Genomic DNA, 16,980 nt, shown 5'->3' with positions numbered 1-16,980 from the left:
GCCTGAACCGCCGTGTACGGAACCGTACGCACGGTGGTGTGGGAGGACGGCGGCCGTGAGGCCGCCTCCTACCCGATCGTGTAGTACCAATGACGTAATCACTCATGTCGACGTTGCCTGTAGCGCCCAGGCACGCCTTGCGCTGACGCGTCGCCTTGGCGAAGTCAGCCTGGCGCACACTCAAACAAGTGCATCGCAGCAAAGGCGCAGATGCTCGCAATCAGACGCTAACAGCTGAGATTCAGGGGTACTAGCAGCAACCGTCATCAACTCATTCTGGAACGCCATGGCGGGCGCCTACCTGCAACGAAAACCCCGCAACATGGCAAACCCTCTGCCGCCCAAATAAAAACGGGGCTACCGACTTATCGGTAGCCCCGCTCAAAGGTTAAACGCCTGACACTCGCTCTACAGATAAGCCGTGTCGAATCAAAGCACCATTGCTGCGACCCAACCGAACACTAGCAGTGGCAGGTTGTAGTGCAGGAAAGTCGGCACAACACTGTCCCAGATATGGTTGTGTTGGCCATCGACGTTAAGACCAGCAGTTGGCCCCAAGGTCGAGTCAGAAGCCGGCGAGCCGGCGTCGCCCAAGGCGCCGGCGGTGCCAACGATGCACAAGATGGCCAGTGGGCTGAAACCCAGCTGCAGACCCAGCGGCACGAAGATCGCCGCGATGATTGGCACGGTGGAGAACGACGAACCGATGCCCATGGTCACCAGCAGGCCGACCAGCAGCATCAGCAACGCACCCAGAGCCTTGTTGTGGCCAATCAGTTCGGCCGCGCTCTCAACCAGGTTTTTCACATCACCCGTGGCCTTCATCACTTCGGCAAAGCCAGCAGCGGCGATCATGATAAAGCCGATCATGGCCATCATTTTCATGCCTTCGGTAAACAGCCCGTCAGCCTCTTTCCAGCGCACCACGCCTGATACCGAGAAAATCACAAAACCAGCCAGTGCTCCGATGATCATCGAGTCCAGCCACAGCTGCACAACAAAAGCAGCCACAATCGCCACGCCAGCCACCAGCAGGCTCAACGGGTTGTAGACCACATCCACGCGCTCGGCCTGCTCTATCTTGCTCAGGTCGTACACGCGCTTTTTGCGGTAGCTGAACAGCACGGCAATCAACAACCCGCAGAGCATGCCCAGCGCCGGTATGGCCATGGCTTTGGTTACTTGCAGGCCAGTGATATCAACGCCGCCGCTGGCCACATTGGCCAGCAGGATGTCATTGAGGAAAATGCCGCCAAAGCCTACCGGCAAAAACATGTAGGGCGTGATCAAACCAAACGTCAGCACGCAGGCGATCAAACGGCGGTCAAGCTGCAGCTTGCTCAATACGAACAGCAAGGGCGGCACCAGCAACGGGATAAAGGCGATATGAATCGGCAGGATGTTCTGTGAAGAAATCGCCACAACTAGAAGCAGAGCGATCAGCAGCCATTTAAGGAGCCCGGCACTGTTCGTGTCCTGCTTGCCGACCATCGCCAACGCCTTATCCGCCAGCGCGTGGGCCAAGCCAGATTTGGCGATCGCCACGGCAAAAGCGCCCAGCAAGGCATAGGACAAGGCAACCTTGGCGCCGCCGCCTAGGCCGTTGTGAAATGCAGTCAGCGAGCCTTCAAGGCCCAAACCGCCCAGCAGGCCACCGGCCAATGCACCGACTATGAGGGCTACAACCACGTGCACGCGGCACAAGCTGAGGATCAGCATAATCCCCACTGCCGCAACGACTGCGTTCATCGATTTACTCCCGCTTTTGAATAGGTCCGTGAAGGTTTCAACCTTCTCTGGATGCTGCGCCGGCTTGGCGAGGGCGCGTACTCTGCACAAAGCTGAACGAGCTGTCAAAACGCCTGTAAAATATTTAACACGAGCTGTAAGTGATTCGATTACTCTGAACGCTAAAAGCGCTCTGCTGGCCTGTAACTTGCTGTGCTTTAGTTGCTGTAAAACTTAAAGAAAAGCGCCTAAGCGCCGATAGGCGCTAGAAGCCTCAGTCATATAAGGTCCTGAAAATGCTGTTCAGCCGACTCTCTATTCAGTTGAAGATCACCCTGCTGGCGGGCTTATGTCTGCTGGCCATTGTCGCCGTCTTAGTCTCTGCGTCGGTCATTCAAGCATCGAGCAGTGCTGACCTGGTCAAGCAGGCTAGCTCAAAAATGCTGCAAGAGTCCGCACAGCTGCGCATGAACGCCCGCGGGGAGTCTCAGGCACTGCAAATTCAGCGCTATTTTATGGATGCCTACCAATACGGCCGCAGTGCCACGAACCAGGTTCTGTTTATTCGCGAGCAGGCGGAAAAACGCTTTCTGGATGCCTTCGACCTGCGTGAAGACCTGACTCGACAAGTGCGCAGCGCACTAGAGAACAACCGCAGCCTGCTCGGTGTTTATGCGGTATTCGAGCCCAACGCGCTCGACGGTAAAGATGAACTGTTTGCCGACCAGGCGGAATTGGGCAGCAATGATAAAGGCCGCTTCTCCATCTATTGGGCACAAGGCGATAACGGTGAGCTGGTTGCTGAGAGCATGACCGAAGAGAGCCTCGGCGACACAACGCCAGGCATTAGCGGAGCGCCATACAACGCGTGGTATACCTGCCCTATTGAAAAGAAAAAAGTCTGCTTGCTCGACCCCTATATCGATGACACCGATGGGGTGAAAACCCTAATGACCAGTATTGCCTTTCCCCTAGAGCAAGGGGGCAAGGTCATCGGCGTGCTGGGCGTGGATATCAGCCTCGCCAGCCTGCAAGAGCTGAGCAACGAAGCCCATCAGGGACTGTTTGATGGTGCCGGGCATGTCAGCATCATCAGCCCTGCCGGGCTGCTAGCCGGTCACAGCCGTGACAGCGCTCTGCTTGGCGGCAAGCTTGATAAAGCGTTCAGTGCTCAGCACGGCGAGATTCTCAGCCTGCTGGCCAATAATCGCCCTGAAGCCTTGCACCACGAAGGTGCGTTACAGGTGCTGCAACCGCTGCTGCCCATTCCTGATGCACAGCCGTGGGGCGTGCTCATCGAAGTCCCGGAGAAAGTCCTGCTTGAACCTGCCGCTCGGCTTGAAGCTGAAATGGATGCCATGGGCACCCGTAACAGTGCCACTTCACTCGGCCTGGGTTTGGCCGCAGGTGTGGTGGGTATCTTGCTGATCTGGCTCACGGCTCTGGGCGTGACCCGGCCGATTCTTGGTGTGGCCGCCATGTTGAAAGACATCGCCAGCGGTGAAGGCGATCTGACTCGCCGCCTGGAATACGCCAAGAAGGATGAGCTGGGCGAGCTGGCCAGCTGGTTCAACCGCTTCCTCGACAAACTGCAGCCAATTATTGCCGACGTTAAACACAGCGTGCAGGACGCCCGCAGTACGGCAGATCAGTCGGCGCTGATCGCCAGCCAGACCAGCGATGGCATGCAGCAGCAGTACCGCGAAGTCGATCAAGTGGCTACAGCCTTCCAGGAAATGAGTGCCACCGCCCAAGATGTCGCGCACAACGCCGCCCAGGCAGCCGAAGCCGCGCGCACCGCTGACCAAGCCAGCCGTGAAGGGATGGATGTGATCGGTAAGACCACATCAAGCATTGAGCTGCTGGCCAATGAAATGAACGTCGCCATGCAGGAAGTCGAAGGGCTGGCTGATAGCAGCGAGAAAATCGGTTCGGTACTCGAAGTGATCCGCTCGATTGCCGAGCAGACTAACCTGCTGGCCCTCAACGCAGCGATTGAAGCGGCGCGTGCCGGTGAAGCCGGACGCGGTTTTGCCGTAGTGGCCGATGAAGTGCGCAACCTGGCCAAGCGTACTCAGGATTCAGTCGAAGAAATCCGCCAGGTGATTGAAGGCCTGCAAAGCGGCACCAAGGAAGTGGTCAGCACCATGCACAGCAGCCATCGTCAGGCCCAGGGCAGCGTCGAGCAGGTCGAACAAGCGGTGGCCGTGCTGCAACGCATCAGTCAGGCCGTGAGTGTGATTACCGATATGAACCTGCAGATTGCCAGTGCTGCCGAAGAGCAAAGCTCGGTGGCCGAGGAAATCAACCGGAACGTCGCCTCGATCCGCGATGTCACGGAATCAATCTCCTCCCAGGCCGATGAGTCGGCAAAAATCAGCCAGGGTCTGAACAAACTGGCTAACCACCAGCAAAGCCTGATGGATCAGTTCCGCGTCTAGGCTTCTGGCGTGAGCTGACCAGGCAGTGCCTGTGACGACTGCCACCTTGTGACGCAGGCTAGCAATCGTTAGCCTGCGTTTTTCGTTTATGTCTGATTAACAAGAGGTGCACGATGCTCAATATCGCCTTGGTGGCCGGCTCAGGTCGCACTAACAGCCAATCGGGCAAAGTTGCCCGATTCTTGCGTCAGCGCCTGATTCAATTGGGCTTCACCGATGATGCGCAGAGCAGCGTCATTGACCTGGGTCTTGCGCCACTGCCGCTCTGGCCTGCCGAGGATGCGGGCCCGTGGGGGCTGTACAGCAAGCAACTGGCAGCAGCTGATGCCGTAGTGATTATCTCGCCGGAGTGGAATGGCATGGCCTGCCCGGCCATCAAAAACTTCTTTATCTACGCCAGTAAGGTTGAACTGGCGCACAAGCCTGGACTGCTCGTGGGCGTCTCATCGGGCGTTGGCGGGGCCTACCCGATTAGCGAGTTGCGCGCCTCAAGCTATAAAAACTGCCGGCTCTGCTACCTGCCCGAGCACTTGATTGTGCGCGGTGTCGAAAAGGTATTGAACACCCCCGAGCCCAGCAGCGAAGACGATCAGCGGCTGCATGCGCGCATCGATTATGAGCTGGATATTCTGGCCCAGTACGCACACGCCCTGCGCCCGGTTCGCGCCAATATCGACATGAGCAACCCGGCCTTTGCCAACGGTATGTGAACCTTACGTTGTGCGCACTTGGTGAATTCAGGTGCGCTTCAACGGCAATGTGACCCTGACGCGCAACCCACCTAACGGGCTTTCCGCCAGTTGCAATTGTCCACCCCAGGCATCGACGATATCGCGCACGATGCCTAAACCCAGGCCGTGCCCCGCCACCTGCTCGTCTAGGCGACTGCCGCGACTGAGCACCTCTTCACGCTGAGCGGCGTCAATGCCCGGCCCGTCATCATCAATGAGCAATTGATAACCGTGCGGATGCCGACTGATCTGCAACTGCACCTGGCGATCGGCCCATTTGCAGGCGTTATCCAGCAGATTCCCTAGCAGCTCCAGCAGGTCTTCACGGTCCCAGGGCAATCGCAGTTCGGGTTCGGCTTGCCAGCTGAGTTCCAGATGATGGCCGTGGATCATCGCCAGGGTTGCGAATAGCTCAGGCAACTCGCTGGCACACTCGAAATGAGCCCCCGGTAATGCTTCACCCGCCAGGCGTGCACGGCCTAGCTCACGGCTAATACGCTGCTGAATATGCTGCAGCTGGCTATTGAGGCTCTCGCGCAACTCTGGCAACTGTTTGAGCTCCTCACGGGAGGCCAGGCTGACCAGCACCGCCAAGGGCGTTTTTAATGCGTGTCCGAGGTTGCCCAAGGCATTACGTGAACGTTTCAGAGTGTCTTCGGTGTGCGCCAGCAGGTGGTTGATCTGCGCCACCAGCGGCTCAAGCTCAAGCGGTACCTGCTGATCCAGCTGGCTGCGCTGGCCTTGTTGCAGCTGCATGATCTGCCGGCGAGTCTGCTCCAGCGGCTGCAACGCACGACTGACAATCAGGCGCTGCAGCAACAAAATCAACAGCAGAGCGGCAACGCCCAACCCCAGGACAACTTTCTGCACGTGGCTGAAACTGTTGAGCATCGGGGTATAGTCACGCGCCACATGGATCATGATGTTCTGGCCATAGCGTTGATAGTCGGCGCGGTACACCAGCCACTCCTGCCCTTGCGGGCCGTCAGCCAGCTCGTCCTGCAAGCCTTCAGCCTCAGCCGTGTTTAGCTCACGATCCCAGAGCGAACGTGAACGCCAGCTTTGCTCGGCAAGGTCGATGCGAAAATACAGGCCCGAGTACGGCCGCTTAAATGCTGCGCTCAGCCGGCGCTCGTCCAGCTGCAGGCCGTTGGGGCCACGCACAATCGCCCCCAGCAGGGTTTGCGTTTCATCCTGCAGGGTTGTCTGTAAATAGTTACGCAAGCTGCGGTCGAACAACCACAGGCTGCTTTGCGCCAGCAGCAGGCCGACAATCAGCAGTACGCTGACCAGCCCTAGACTGAGTCGTCGCTGAATCGACCTCAAGCCGTATCCCCATTAAAACGGTAGCCCTGGCCACGCCGGGTTTCGATGATCTCGCGCCCCAATTTGCGCCGTAGATGGTTAACGTGCACCTCGATAACATTTGAGTCGCGCTCACTCTCACCGTCGTACAGGTGGTCAGCCAGATGACTCTTCGACAATAACTGCCCGGTATGCAGCATGAAGTAACGCAGCAAGCGGAACTCGGCAGCGGTCAGCTGGACCTCTTCACCATTGCGCTTAACCGTTTGCCGGCCTTCATCCAGTTGTAACCCAGCAGCCTCCAGTTGCGGCTGATTGGCCAGACCATGGGCCCGGCGCAACAATGCCTGAATGCGCAGTTGCAGTTCTTCCGGGTGAAAGGGCTTGCTCAGGTAATCGTCCGCGCCGGCCTTCAGCCCCTCAATGCGCTCAGCCCAGGAGCCCCGAGCGGTGAGAATCAGTACCGGCGTGCTGAGGCCACCTGCACGCCACTCCTGCAACACCTGCAGCCCCGGTTTGCCAGGCAGTCCGAGGTCAAGAATGATCAGGTCATAAGGCTCAGTAGCGCCTTGGTAGGCCGCATCACGGCCATCGGCTAACCAGTCCACGGCGTAGCCCTGACACGCCAGGCTGGCCAGTAACTCATCGGCGAGGGGCACATGGTCTTCAACCAGCAGTAGGCGCATTTAGTCTTCCACTTCGTCCTTGAGTACTTCACCGGTACTCGCATGTAATTCCAGTTCGCGCACAATACCCTGCCCAGTTACCAGCTCAACTTCGTAAACCAGTACACCGTCCTCTTCCTCCAGCTCGACTTCAAGCAAAACGGCGCCAGGATGACGCTGCAAAGCCATCTGCAACAGCTGTTCGAGGGGCATGATCAGCCCCTCACGGCGTAGACGCAGTGCTTCGTCCTGATCCAGATCACGCGCGCTGCTGCTGAGCGTAACCGTCAGCAGCAGACAGGCCAGGAGTGGGCGTACAAGCCAAGCAGTGATGTTCATCAATCGTCTCGTTGGTTCTTCAGCACTTGAGCGTTGGTAGCATCCAGCTCGACATCCCATTGAACACCCTGGGCATCGCGCACTTCGACCTGGTAAATGTAGCGGCCGTACTCTTCTTCCAATTCAGTGTCTTCGGTTTTGCTACCTGGGTGCAGCGCCAATGCTGCTGCGTTGAGCTTTTCAAAGGACATAATAGTGCCCGCATCACGCAGTTTTAAGGCTTCATCCGGGCCCAGGTCACGGGCTTGGACCAGGCCGGCAGTCAGTGTCAGGGCAGCAGCGGTCAATACGGCAGTCAATGTGTGCATATCCACGTTCCTTTTCACGTTGGCTTTGGGTGGCATTCAAGTTACTGCAAATGACTTAATTCAAGCTGAATGCAGCTAAGGGCGAGCTCAAAGGCTGATCAATCCATCGCTGTACGCGTCATTCACACGCTGAACGTACTTGGTCTGGCCACTCAGCGTTTTATAATCGCCGCCCTGCGCGATGGAGGCCAGCATGAGTGCGATAGTAATCAAGTCCCCTGCCCTGACGATCAGAGCCGGCAAACGCGCCCTTGCGCGCATTCGTGAGCAGGGCCTACAACCGGCAGATGTCGGTATTCTGCCCGGTGCAGCAGGCGGCCCGAAGGCCCTGGGTATTCAAGGGCTGGATCTGGCCTTGTTTGGTGATTGGCTGCAACGTGCGCCGCGTGAGCGCTCGCTGATTGGGGCATCCATCGGCTCGTGGCGGTTTGCCAGCGCCTGCCTACCTGATCCAGCTGTCGGCTTACGCCGACTCGGTGAGCTATACACCTCACAGCGCTTTACCAAAGGCGTGAGCATGAAGCAGGTATCACACAGCTGCAGCCTTATGCTGGAGCAACTGTTGGGCAGCGACGAGCCCAGCATCCTCAGCAACCCGCATTACCGGCTTAACATTGTGGTGGTGAAAAGCCATGGCCTGCTGCAGCACGATCACCGTGGCGCACTGAGCCTGGGTTTGTCTTCGGTGATTGGCAGTAACCTGATGGGCCGAGCGCGCCTGGCTAAGCACTTTGAGCGGGTGATCCTGCACGACGCCCGCCAGGCTCCACCGCTGGGCGTGCTCAATGATTTCCCATCACGCTACCTGCGACTCGACAGCGGCAATTTACGTCATGCGCTGCTGGCCTCGGGCTCTATCCCGATGATCATGCAAGGCGTGCGTGACATACCGGGTGCCGGGCCCGGAACCTACCGCGATGGCGGGCTGCTCGACTACCACCTCGACCTGCCCTTCAGCGGCGATGACATCGTCCTCTACCCTCATTTCACCGACAAGATCATCCCTGGCTGGTTCGATAAAAGCATGCCGTGGCGGCGCGGTGATGGTGGCCGCCTTCAGGATGTGCTGTTACTCGCCCCCTCACGTGAATACCTGGCACGCCTACCTCACGGCAAACTCCCAGACCGTAAGGACTTCAGCCGTTATCAGGGTGATGATGGCGGCCGTGAACGCTATTGGCGTAAGGCCATGAGCGAGAGCCAGCGCCTTGGCGATGAGTTTCTCGAGCTTGCCGAAAATGGTCGCCTTGGCGAGCGCCTTCAGCCGTTATAAGTGATGCTGTCCGCATGAAGGCCGAGGCCGAGCAGACTGGAACATTCAGTCGATATTCGTTATGCAACCGGTAAAACTGTGATTTATCGGGCAAATAGGTGCAATTTTTGGCCAACATGTGACTTAACAGTCAACTTCGTTCATCAACAGCTATGACTGGCAAGCGGAACCTACCGCCTGTCCTTGTGTATTTGGGATCACCTCGGAGAAACCGACCCCATGAACGCACCGCTGCGTTTTAACGAAGCCCTGCTGATTGCTGACCGCGCCTTTCAACCTTTCCAATGTGTGGCCTGGGCCCCGCAGGACGGTTCTGGCAATCTCAGCCTGACAGTCATTGACCGCACCAGCACTCGACTGCTCGGTCGCACTCAACTGTCGAGCAGTATCTACAGCGACCCCGTGCAGTTTGCCGACATGCTCAAACAGTCCCGCGAGCAGCTAAGCCAGCAAGGCTTCGCGCTAGAACCGTGGAGCATGCCGGAGTAATCCGCTACTTCTTGAGGGCTCTAAGCTACCGTTAGGCCACGTCCTAATTAGAGCCCTCAACGTGTGCACGGTTTAGCGAGCGCACGGCCTCGTTAAACCGCGCGCATAGCCACCGTAGAACAGTTTTGTCGCACATGAACATTTGCGTTTATGCTCAGCCGACACGTCTTTCTGCGGAGCCTTCCATGCTGCAATTGCGCCCTAACTGCGAATGCTGTGACCGTGACCTGCCGGCTGACTCAAGCGATGCCCTGATCTGTTCGTTCGAGTGCACGTTTTGTCGTGATTGCGCCTTGCACACCCATCAAGGTGTCTGCCCGAATTGCTCGGGAGAATTGCTGCAACGACCACGCAGACCAGCAGCCAAATTATTGAAATACCCCGCCTCCAGCGTGCGCGTCAATAAATCCTGAGTCCTAGCATTGCCAGATACAGCAGCTACTCTGAGCACACAGGGGGACGGCATGATGGACGATGACCAAGACAAACCGCTGACGTTAAAGGAAATGCTGCAGAGCGTTCTTAGTGCGGCGCTCGGTGTGCAGAGTGGCAAGAACCGCAGTCGGGATTTTTCCCGCGGCAAGCCCAGTCACTTCATCATTCTTGGTGTGCTATTCACGATGGTGTTTGTGCTGGTGATTTTCGCTGTGGTCAAACTCGTCTTGCACTTGGCGGGCGTCTGACTTACTGCAGCAAGGGTTTGATGGAGAAGCCGTAATCCCTGATCTGCGGCCGGTACACCGCGCTGAACTGACGAAAATCCAGCGTAGAGCCCGGCACCTTAAGCAGCTTTTGCAGGTGCGCGGCCTGTTTGACATCCAGAAGACTGAACAGCGGATCGACCCGATCCTTACCCCCGCGCGCAGCAAAATCTAGCCCCTTATGGTAATCATGCAGCATCACCATGGCCCAGCCGCCAAGGGTGAAATGCCCGCTAGCCAATACACTGAGAGTGCCGTCTATACGCGCCTGCAGCACTTCATCCGAATTGTTCAGCGCTGCCAGGTAAATATCCTTGCCCGGTTGCTTACCCAACTCCCGCGCGGCCTGCATCACGCCAAACGCCATTTCGTCGTTGGCCGACCACACAAGCCGTACTTCTGGATAACGTGCCAGCACCAGCTGCGCCTGTTCGTAGGCGCGCTGACGCTTCCACTCGCCCTGTAACACCTGCTGAAGTTTGATCTCAGGGTGCTCGCGTAAAGCGCGGCGCAGGCCATCTTCGCGCAGGGTGGCGGATGGCGTGAAGCGCACCCCTGCAAAGGCCAGCAGGCTAGCTGGCTGGCCTTCCAGCTTGCCGATCAAAGCCTTAGCCATCCAGTAACCGGCCTGCTCGTCGTTAGGCACCAGGCTGCCTATCCAGTTACGGTACTGACCACGCGAGCCGCCAATGATCTGCTGTTGTTCAAGCGTTAAGGTGCTGTGCAGGGAGAACAGCTTGATTGGGCTTTCCGCGAATAATCTGAGCAGTTGCGGCGCGGTATACATTTCATTGACGAACACTAGGTAGTCCGGCTGCTTATCTCTGGCCATTAGGCTGCGGGCGCTCTCAAGCAAGCGCTGCGAATCGCGCTCACCATAAATAACCTCTAGGTGCATGCCCAGATCATCCGCAGCAGCCTGCATAAATGCGCTGTAACTAACCCAAAAAGGCTCGTCAGAAAACCCCGGGTTAAGGAACACCACCGACGCCGGAGCCTTGCTTTTAACATGTGCGTTTTCTGCAGCGGCCAGGACTAATTGGCTGAAGACCAATAAACATAAGGTGCCAATAACAGCCAAAGCGGACCTGAACACATCGATCATCCTAAAAACGGGTGCAGAGTATATCGGCAAAGCAGTAGCCATTAGCCATCCAGCCGACAAGCGTCTTTTAGCCGCCAAGACGCCACGCCCGGCAATCGCTACAATCGCCGTCCCTTGTTACCTCTCGCTAACCGGTGATGTGTGTCCTCTCTGGAAATTATCGCTTCAGCCATTGGCATATGGGCCGTTTGGCTGACCGTGCGGCAAAATCGCTGGTGCTGGCCGCTAGGCTTGTTGATGGTGCTGATGTACGCCTGGATTTTCTATGACGGGAAACTCTACTCAAACATGCTCCTGCAGGGTGTGTATGCCGTGTTGCAAGGTTACGGTTGGTGGCTATGGACACGAGGCGGTAGCAATCACAACGGGGTGCAGGTCAGCCGGCTAAGCCCAAACGGCATATTGGCGAGCCTGGCGGTCGGTGCAATCGGTTCACTTACCCTCGGTTACCTGATGGCCACGTTCACGGACGCCGCCGCCCCCTGGCAGGATGCAGCCCTCAGCGCGTTTAGCCTGGTGGCTCAAGTATGGATGGCACAGAAACGGGTGGAATGCTGGCCCCTGTGGATCGCTCTGGACCTGCTGTTTGTCGCTCTATTTATGCAGCAGGGTCTTTACCCAACTGCAGCGCTGTATGGGGTATTTACCCTGCTAGCACTCAACGGCTGGCTAACCTGGCGACGTGACCGCGCCCTGGCTTGCGCATGAAGGTGCTGGTACTCACTGGGCCAGAATCCAGCGGTAAAAGTTGGCTGGCTGCAGAAATTCAGACGAACTTTGGTGGGCAACTGGTTGGCGAATATGTGCGGCACTTTATCGAACGCGAGCAGCGCGACACCTGTTACGCCGACATTACGACCATTGCGCAAGGGCAATTGGCCTGGGAAGACCAGGCCAGAGCTGCGCGCCCCGAGCTGCTGATTCTTGACACCCACTTATTGAGTAATCTGCTCTGGAGCCAGGCCCTGTTTGGCGACTGCCCTTCGTGGATCGAACACGCCTTGCTCGAGCGCGATTACCACCTTCATTTGCTGCTCGACCCAGTCGATGCACCGTGGGTCGATGATGGCCAGCGCTGCCAGCCGGAGCTGGCTCAGCGGCTGGCGTTCTATCAACAGTGTGAGGGCTGGTTACAGCGACATCAGCAACCGCTGCGGCGCATACAGGGCAATTGGACGCAGCGACGTGAACAGACTCTAAAGACGGTGGAGCACTGGCTCAACTCAACGCAGCAACACACTGCCCCAGGCCAGTAGCAGACTCAGGCACACGACAATCGTCAAAGGCCTGCGCAAACTGGGGTACCACTGCGGAGCCAGGCCCAGTTTGACCGCTCGCAAATCCGCAACGTACAAACCGCCGAACGCCAGCAAACATAACGGCAAGGCCAAACTGGTTGGCATGCCGCCAGTAATCGCCAGCCAACCCAACAAGGGCGGCACCACTGAAAGCCCCAGCTGCACTTGCGCCTGCTCGTTCGTATCCTCTGCACGCATAGCCAAGCCCCAGTGAATCGCCCCCATGAAAGCCAGAATCACCGCGGCATAATCCAGCAACGCCGCCAGCACCACCGGCCGCCAGCCTTCAGGGGTAATCCAAATACCCAAAGCACCGCTTACAAAAGGCACTAACCCGGCATAGCCAAGCAGCAATGCCAATTTAGGCGGGTGCGCCGCGTCAAATGGATGCATATCTTCACTCCTGTTAATCAATCCTGGATAGCCACACTTTAAGGTCATATTCGTTATTAGTAGAGGGCCGCCCTCTTAATTACTCATCTTACAGGCTGCTGCTCCCGCCCTACCGACATAGCGGCAGAACGCGTCAATCTGACCCCAATCAAAAGCCACGCCAGTTTTTCCGCAGAACACCTGATACGCGCGACCTAATGGCAGAAAAAATCTATCGACTGATGCCTGGCCATACATAAACCGTTACCCAGTTCCCACGGCACTCGGTTAACCGCGCCTGAGCTGATAATATTCGCGGCTTGCTAAGCGCGCGGTTAACTGCGCACACCTGAGAGAAATACCGTGGAATTGTTCAAAGAGTTTATGTTCGAGGCCGCGCACCGCCTGCCTCACGTCCCCGAAGGGCACAAGTGCGGTCGCCTGCATGGCCACTCGTTCAAGGTCGCGGTGTATATCGAAGGTGAGGTTGATCCTTATACCGGCTGGATTCGTGACTTCTCCGAGATCAAGGCGATCTTCAAGCCACTGTATGAGCAACTCGATCACAACTACCTGAACGATATTCCTGGCCTGGAAAACCCCACCAGTGAAGTGCTGGCTAAATGGATCTGGCAACAACTCAAGCCGCTGCTACCTGAGCTGTCGCGTATTCGCATCCACGAAACCTGCACCAGCGGCTGCGAATACCGCGGCGACTAATCGCCCAGCGCTTAGTGCGCTTACACCAGCCCGCTCTACTGGCTAGACCGCGCATAGCACCAACTCTAACCAGTCACTGCCCTCACGCGTTACGCTGGAGGGCAGTGCACAGCGGATAACGCGCCTAGAGGCCGAAGCCAGCTAAAGCTGACAAGAACTGCGCCTCGTCCATAACCCGCAGCCCCAACTCGCTGGCTTTGGCCAATTTTGAGCCTGCGCCAGGACCTGCCACCACACAGCTGGTCTTAGCCGACACAGAACCCGCCACCTTGGCCCCTAGGCTCTCCAGCTTTTCCTTGGCGACATCGCGGCTCATCACCTCCAAACTGCCGGTCAGCACCCAGGTCTGTCCGGCCAGCGGTAGGCCAGCGATAACTTTCTTCTCACTGTGCCAGTGCATGCCAAAGGCTTTTAGCTGAGCCTCAATGGCGCGCGCGCGTTCGGCATTGGCTGCGTGATCAAAAAACTCACGCACGGCCTTGGCTTGTTTCTCGGGTAAGGTCTGGCGCATGTCCAGCCAATCAGCCGCCAAGATAGCCTCCAGGCTGGCGAACTTGTCTGCCAGTTTTTGCGCACCGCCAGGCCCCACTGACGGGATATTCAACTTGTCGAGCATCGCCGCCAAAGTGACGCTGGCGCTGAACTCGGCACTCAGCTCGCCCTGCTCCTGCAGCTGCAGGCCGCACTCATCACGGCTAAGTAAGTCTGCAATCACCTGCTGGTTATGGCTGTCGGCAAAGAAGCTATGAATCTCATGTGCCACCTCCAGGCCGATATCCGGCAGGTAGGTCAGCACCTCGGGCAAGGCTTGCTGGACACGCTCCAGCGAGGCCAGCGCACGGGCCAGCACCTTGGCGGTTTCCTCACCCACGTCAGGAATCCCCAGGGCATAGATAAAGCGCGCCAGACTCGGCTGCTTGCTGTCGGCAACGGCCTGCAGCAGCTTATTGCTGGAAACCTCAGCAAAGCCTTCCAGGGTGATGATCTGCTCGTATTTCAGCTTGTACAGATCGGCCGGCGAGGCAATCAGTTGCTCATCCACCAATTGCTCGATGGTCTTGTCGCCTAGGCCTTCAATATCCATGGCACGACGCGAAACAAAGTGGATGATCGCCTGCTTGAGCTGCGCAGCACAGGCCAGGCGACCGACGCAGCGGTACACCGAGCCCTCGCTAAAGGTTTCCTTACCCTTGCTACGTTTAACCAACTGGGTGCGCTCAACGTGAGAACCGCATACCGGGCAGCTTTCAGGAATTTGCACGGGTTTGGCGTTGTCTGGGCGCCGCTCAAGCACCACCTGTACCACCTGCGGGATCACATCACCAGCGCGGCGGATGATGACCGTATCGCCGATCATCACCCCCAGACGCGCCACTTCATCCATATTGTGCAGCGTGGCATTGGACACCGTGACACCGGCTACTTTCACCGGTTTCAAGCGCGCCACTGGGGTGACTGCGCCGGTGCGGCCGACCTGAAACTCTACATCCAGCAGCTCAGTCAGCTCTTCCAGCGCCGGAAACTTATGGGCGATTGCCCAGCGCGGCTCGCGAGCACGAAAGCCCAACTCACGCTGATAAGCCAGGCTATTGACCTTGAACACCACCCCGTCAATCTCATACGCCAATGCATCACGCCGTTCACCGATATCGCGGTAATACGCCAGGCATTCCTCTGCGCCTTTGGCCAGCTTCAATTCACGGCTGATCGGCATGCCCCATTGTTTCAGGGCCTCCAGAATGCCGATATGCGTCTGCGGCAACTCACCTTGTACCTGGCCGATGCCATAGCAACAGAACTCCAAAGGCCGGCTGGCGGTGATTTTTGAGTCCAACTGACGCAAGCTACCTGCGGCCGCATTACGCGGATTAGCGAAGGTCTTGGCGCCCTGTTCCAGTTGCCTGGCGTTAAGCGCAGCAAAACCGGCCTTGGACATAAAGACTTCGCCACGCACTTCAAGAACCGCTGGCCAGCCTGCGCCCTGCAGCTTTAAGGGCACATTACGAATGGTGCGCACATTAACGCTGATGTCCTCACCCGTGCTGCCATCACCGCGCGTTGCGCCGCGCACCAGCAATCCATCGCGGTACAACAGGCTGACGGCCAGGCCGTCGAGCTTAGGTTCGCAGCTGTACTCGACCTCGGCACCGCCGCCAAACAAATCGCCCGCTGGCAAATCCAGCCCCTCACGCACCCGCCGATCGAAGTCCAACAGGTCAGTTTCAGCAAAAGCATTACCCAGGCTGAGCATCGGTACTTCATGCTTGATTTCGCCAAAGGCAGAAAGCGCCAAACTACCAACGCGCTGGGTCGGCGAATCCGCAGTGACCAGCGCCGGATGCTCAGCCTCCAGGGCTTTAAGCTCATGGAACAAGCGGTCATATTCGGCGTCTGGAATACTCGGTTCATCGAGTACGTGGTAGCGGTAGTTATGCCCATCCAGTTCGGCTCGCAGTTGCAGAATGCGCTGGGCGGCAATAGAGGCGTCGGTCATTGCGGTGTGCTCTCAAACGAAAAGAGCAGCCTTGGCTGCTCTTTCTACTTCACAGGTTAATTCAGCGTTTGTTGGTCAGCAGCTTGCGTTCATATTCAACAATGCGCTGACGGTAGTGCTCGATAGTTTGCGCCGTCATAACGCTGCGTTGATCATCCTTCAACTCACCGTTGAGTTCATGAGCAAGCTTGCGTGCGGACGCTACCATCACATCAAATGCCTGCTTAGGGTGGCGTGGGCCCGGTAGACCGAGGAAGAAGCTCACCGCACGGGTACTGAAACCTTCAATATCATCCAGATCAAACGTGCCGGGCTTAAGCGCATTGGCCATGGAGAACAAGACTTCGCCATTACCAGCCATGCTCTCATGGCGATGGAAAATATCCATCTCACCAAAACGCAGGCCACTTTCGAGAATATTCTGTAGCAACGCCGGGCCTTTGAAGCCATCGTCTTCACGGGCGATCACATGGATCACCAAGACTTCTTCAACCGGCGGCAGCTCTTTAGTGTTTTGTTTACCCTGAGCAGAAGGCTTAACTGCATCGCCATCTACTGGATTGAGCAGCGTCGGCACAGGCTCTTCCTGGCCCAAGTTGAGGTCGCCCTGCTGCGGCTCGCCGGTGCGACGGTTCAATTCACGGGCACTTAGCGACGGCAAATCTTCTTCGTCAAAACCAGGTTCATGGCTGCGATCAACAACCCGTGGCTGACTGAGCAGATCAGGGTCGCTGTCATCATCCGGCAGGTTGGCAAAACTGCGGTCAAGTTTGAACTTGAGTTTACCCTTGCCACCGCGCATTCGCCGCCAGCCATCAAACAAGATGCCAGCAATCACAATAATGCCGATGACAATCAGCCACTCGCGCAGACCGAATTCCATGAAATACCTTAACCCCTAATAATAATGTGATGAAAAAGGCCATCCCGGGCCATTTTGCTAATTCTTTTACGTGACGCCAAGCCTATGTTCTGACAAGCCTTTCCGTGCTTTTCGCAGATAAGCCTAAT

At 57.3% G+C, this 16,980-nt stretch carries 18 protein-coding genes and 1 pseudogene; 10 read left to right on the top strand and 9 right to left on the bottom strand.

Going from position 1 to position 16,980, the window contains the following annotated elements:
• Positions 1–429: 429 nt before the first annotated feature.
• Positions 430–1,749 (bottom strand): Na+/H+ antiporter family protein, encoded by a 1,320-nt coding sequence (locus N1078_RS13700; protein WP_274088727.1) that lies wholly within the window; start codon positions 1,747–1,749, stop codon positions 430–432.
• A gap of 275 nt (positions 1,750–2,024) precedes the next feature.
• On the opposite strand from N1078_RS13700, the pseudogene N1078_RS19710 reads away from it, so the two are divergent.
• The 3 genes and pseudogenes from N1078_RS19710 to N1078_RS13690 form a co-directional block, all read left to right on the top strand.
• Positions 2,025–3,311 (top strand): annotated as a pseudogene (locus N1078_RS19710) (PDC sensor domain-containing protein); the annotation flags it as partial.
• Between the two features lie 102 nt (positions 3,312–3,413).
• On the top strand, positions 3,414–4,169 hold the full coding sequence (locus N1078_RS19705) for a methyl-accepting chemotaxis protein (RefSeq protein WP_411912094.1): 756 nt from the start codon (positions 3,414–3,416) through the stop codon (positions 4,167–4,169).
• Positions 4,170–4,282: 113 nt separating this feature from the next.
• Complete coding sequence (locus N1078_RS13690) at positions 4,283–4,879, top strand: NADPH-dependent FMN reductase (RefSeq protein ID WP_274088725.1); 597 nt, start codon at positions 4,283–4,285, stop codon at positions 4,877–4,879.
• A gap of 27 nt (positions 4,880–4,906) precedes the next feature.
• On the opposite strand, the gene N1078_RS13685 is transcribed toward N1078_RS13690, so the two are convergent.
• Genes N1078_RS13685 through N1078_RS13670 form a run of 4 tightly spaced genes read right to left on the bottom strand, consistent with a single transcriptional unit; the run spans position 4,907 to position 7,517 of the window.
• Positions 4,907–6,226: a sensor histidine kinase gene (locus N1078_RS13685; protein ID WP_274088724.1), complete on the bottom strand. Its 1,320-nt coding sequence runs from the start codon at positions 6,224–6,226 to the stop codon at positions 4,907–4,909.
• Positions 6,223–6,891 carry a response regulator transcription factor gene (locus N1078_RS13680; protein WP_274088723.1) on the bottom strand — a complete coding sequence of 223 codons (669 nt, stop codon included), beginning with the start codon at positions 6,889–6,891 and terminating at the stop codon, positions 6,223–6,225. The genes N1078_RS13685 and N1078_RS13680 overlap by 4 nt, the downstream gene beginning before the upstream one ends.
• Positions 6,892–7,209 carry a PepSY domain-containing protein gene (locus N1078_RS13675; protein ID WP_274088722.1) on the bottom strand — a complete coding sequence of 106 codons (318 nt, stop codon included), beginning with the start codon at positions 7,207–7,209 and terminating at the stop codon, positions 6,892–6,894.
• Positions 7,209–7,517, bottom strand: coding sequence for a PepSY domain-containing protein (locus N1078_RS13670; protein WP_274088721.1), 309 nt, complete (start codon positions 7,515–7,517; stop codon positions 7,209–7,211). The genes N1078_RS13675 and N1078_RS13670 overlap by 1 nt, the downstream gene beginning before the upstream one ends.
• 193 nt (positions 7,518–7,710) lie before the next feature.
• Here N1078_RS13670 and N1078_RS13665 point away from each other — a divergent pair, with 193 nt between their 5' ends.
• The 4 genes from N1078_RS13665 (at position 7,711) to N1078_RS13650 (ending at position 9,962) form a co-directional block, all read left to right on the top strand.
• The gene (locus N1078_RS13665; RefSeq protein ID WP_274088720.1) at positions 7,711–8,790 is read left to right on the top strand and encodes a patatin-like phospholipase family protein; all 1,080 of its coding nucleotides are present in this window, start codon (positions 7,711–7,713) and stop codon (positions 8,788–8,790) included.
• Between the two features lie 219 nt (positions 8,791–9,009).
• Positions 9,010–9,279 (top strand): hypothetical protein, encoded by a 270-nt coding sequence (locus N1078_RS13660; protein WP_274088719.1) that lies wholly within the window; start codon positions 9,010–9,012, stop codon positions 9,277–9,279.
• A gap of 185 nt (positions 9,280–9,464) precedes the next feature.
• The gene (locus N1078_RS13655; RefSeq protein WP_274088718.1) at positions 9,465–9,692 is read left to right on the top strand and encodes a DUF1272 domain-containing protein; all 228 of its coding nucleotides are present in this window, start codon (positions 9,465–9,467) and stop codon (positions 9,690–9,692) included.
• Positions 9,693–9,746: 54 nt separating this feature from the next.
• Positions 9,747–9,962: a DUF2970 domain-containing protein gene (locus tag N1078_RS13650; RefSeq protein WP_274088730.1), complete on the top strand. Its 216-nt coding sequence runs from the start codon at positions 9,747–9,749 to the stop codon at positions 9,960–9,962.
• Position 9,963: 1 nt separating this feature from the next.
• Here the strand turns inward: N1078_RS13650 and N1078_RS13645 are convergent, their stop codons facing one another.
• Positions 9,964–11,085, bottom strand: coding sequence for an ABC transporter substrate-binding protein (locus N1078_RS13645; RefSeq protein ID WP_337993324.1), 1,122 nt, complete (start codon positions 11,083–11,085; stop codon positions 9,964–9,966).
• 141 nt (positions 11,086–11,226) lie between these two features.
• Between N1078_RS13645 and pnuC the strand changes: the two genes are divergently transcribed.
• Both pnuC and N1078_RS13635 read left to right on the top strand, forming a co-directional pair.
• Positions 11,227–11,793, top strand: coding sequence for a nicotinamide riboside transporter PnuC (gene pnuC / locus N1078_RS13640; protein ID WP_274088717.1), 567 nt, complete (start codon positions 11,227–11,229; stop codon positions 11,791–11,793).
• A complete protein-coding gene (locus tag N1078_RS13635) occupies positions 11,790–12,341 on the top strand; it encodes an AAA family ATPase (protein WP_274088716.1) in 552 nt (183 codons plus the stop codon). The genes pnuC and N1078_RS13635 overlap by 4 nt, the downstream gene beginning before the upstream one ends.
• On the opposite strand, the gene N1078_RS13630 is transcribed toward N1078_RS13635, so the two are convergent.
• Positions 12,309–12,776 carry a DUF3429 domain-containing protein gene (locus tag N1078_RS13630; protein WP_274088715.1) on the bottom strand — a complete coding sequence of 156 codons (468 nt, stop codon included), beginning with the start codon at positions 12,774–12,776 and terminating at the stop codon, positions 12,309–12,311. The two genes, N1078_RS13635 and N1078_RS13630, sit on opposite strands and share 33 nt — an antisense overlap.
• A gap of 342 nt (positions 12,777–13,118) precedes the next feature.
• Here N1078_RS13630 and queD point away from each other — a divergent pair, with 342 nt between their 5' ends.
• Positions 13,119–13,475: a 6-carboxytetrahydropterin synthase QueD gene (gene queD / locus N1078_RS13625; protein WP_090241991.1), complete on the top strand. Its 357-nt coding sequence runs from the start codon at positions 13,119–13,121 to the stop codon at positions 13,473–13,475.
• A gap of 124 nt (positions 13,476–13,599) precedes the next feature.
• On the opposite strand, the gene ligA is transcribed toward queD, so the two are convergent.
• Both ligA and zipA read right to left on the bottom strand, forming a co-directional pair.
• The gene (gene ligA / locus N1078_RS13620; protein ID WP_274088714.1) at positions 13,600–15,969 is read right to left on the bottom strand and encodes an NAD-dependent DNA ligase LigA; all 2,370 of its coding nucleotides are present in this window, start codon (positions 15,967–15,969) and stop codon (positions 13,600–13,602) included.
• Positions 15,970–16,030: 61 nt separating this feature from the next.
• Entirely contained in the window at positions 16,031–16,852 is an 822-nt protein-coding gene (gene zipA, locus N1078_RS13615) for a cell division protein ZipA (RefSeq protein ID WP_274088713.1), read from the bottom strand.
• Between the last annotated feature and the right edge of the window lie 128 nt (positions 16,853–16,980).

The sequence above is a fragment of the Pseudomonas sp. MIL19 genome, assembly GCF_028680365.1.
In the GTDB taxonomy this organism is placed as follows: domain Bacteria; phylum Pseudomonadota; class Gammaproteobacteria; order Pseudomonadales; family Pseudomonadaceae; genus Aquipseudomonas; species Aquipseudomonas spirodelae.
Note: the sequence above shows the minus strand (reverse complement) of the source record. Positions and strands in the feature narration are given on the sequence as shown.

Excerpts from the sequence above, each read along its gene's own strand:
- N1078_RS19705 (WP_411912094.1), top strand. The coding sequence starts at position 3,414 with ATGCAGCAGCAGTACCGCGAAGTCGATCAAGTGGCTACAGCCTTCCAG.
- N1078_RS13690 (WP_274088725.1), top strand. The coding sequence starts at position 4,283 with ATGCTCAATATCGCCTTGGTGGCCGGCTCAGGTCGCACTAACAGCCAA.
- N1078_RS13670 (WP_274088721.1), bottom strand. The coding sequence starts at position 7,517 with ATGCACACATTGACTGCCGTATTGACCGCTGCTGCCCTGACACTGACT.
- N1078_RS13645 (WP_337993324.1), bottom strand. The coding sequence starts at position 11,085 with ATGATCGATGTGTTCAGGTCCGCTTTGGCTGTTATTGGCACCTTATGT.
- ligA (WP_274088714.1), bottom strand. The coding sequence starts at position 15,969 with ATGACCGACGCCTCTATTGCCGCCCAGCGCATTCTGCAACTGCGAGCC.
- N1078_RS13650 (WP_274088730.1), top strand. The coding sequence starts at position 9,747 with ATGGACGATGACCAAGACAAACCGCTGACGTTAAAGGAAATGCTGCAG.
- N1078_RS13655 (WP_274088718.1), top strand. The coding sequence starts at position 9,465 with ATGCTGCAATTGCGCCCTAACTGCGAATGCTGTGACCGTGACCTGCCG.
- N1078_RS13680 (WP_274088723.1), bottom strand. The coding sequence starts at position 6,891 with ATGCGCCTACTGCTGGTTGAAGACCATGTGCCCCTCGCCGATGAGTTA.
- zipA (WP_274088713.1), bottom strand. The coding sequence starts at position 16,852 with ATGGAATTCGGTCTGCGCGAGTGGCTGATTGTCATCGGCATTATTGTG.
- N1078_RS13700 (WP_274088727.1), bottom strand. The coding sequence starts at position 1,749 with ATGAACGCAGTCGTTGCGGCAGTGGGGATTATGCTGATCCTCAGCTTG.
- N1078_RS13635 (WP_274088716.1), top strand. The coding sequence starts at position 11,790 with ATGAAGGTGCTGGTACTCACTGGGCCAGAATCCAGCGGTAAAAGTTGG.
- N1078_RS13675 (WP_274088722.1), bottom strand. The coding sequence starts at position 7,209 with ATGAACATCACTGCTTGGCTTGTACGCCCACTCCTGGCCTGTCTGCTG.
- N1078_RS13660 (WP_274088719.1), top strand. The coding sequence starts at position 9,010 with ATGAACGCACCGCTGCGTTTTAACGAAGCCCTGCTGATTGCTGACCGC.
- N1078_RS13630 (WP_274088715.1), bottom strand. The coding sequence starts at position 12,776 with ATGCATCCATTTGACGCGGCGCACCCGCCTAAATTGGCATTGCTGCTT.
- N1078_RS13665 (WP_274088720.1), top strand. The coding sequence starts at position 7,711 with ATGAGTGCGATAGTAATCAAGTCCCCTGCCCTGACGATCAGAGCCGGC.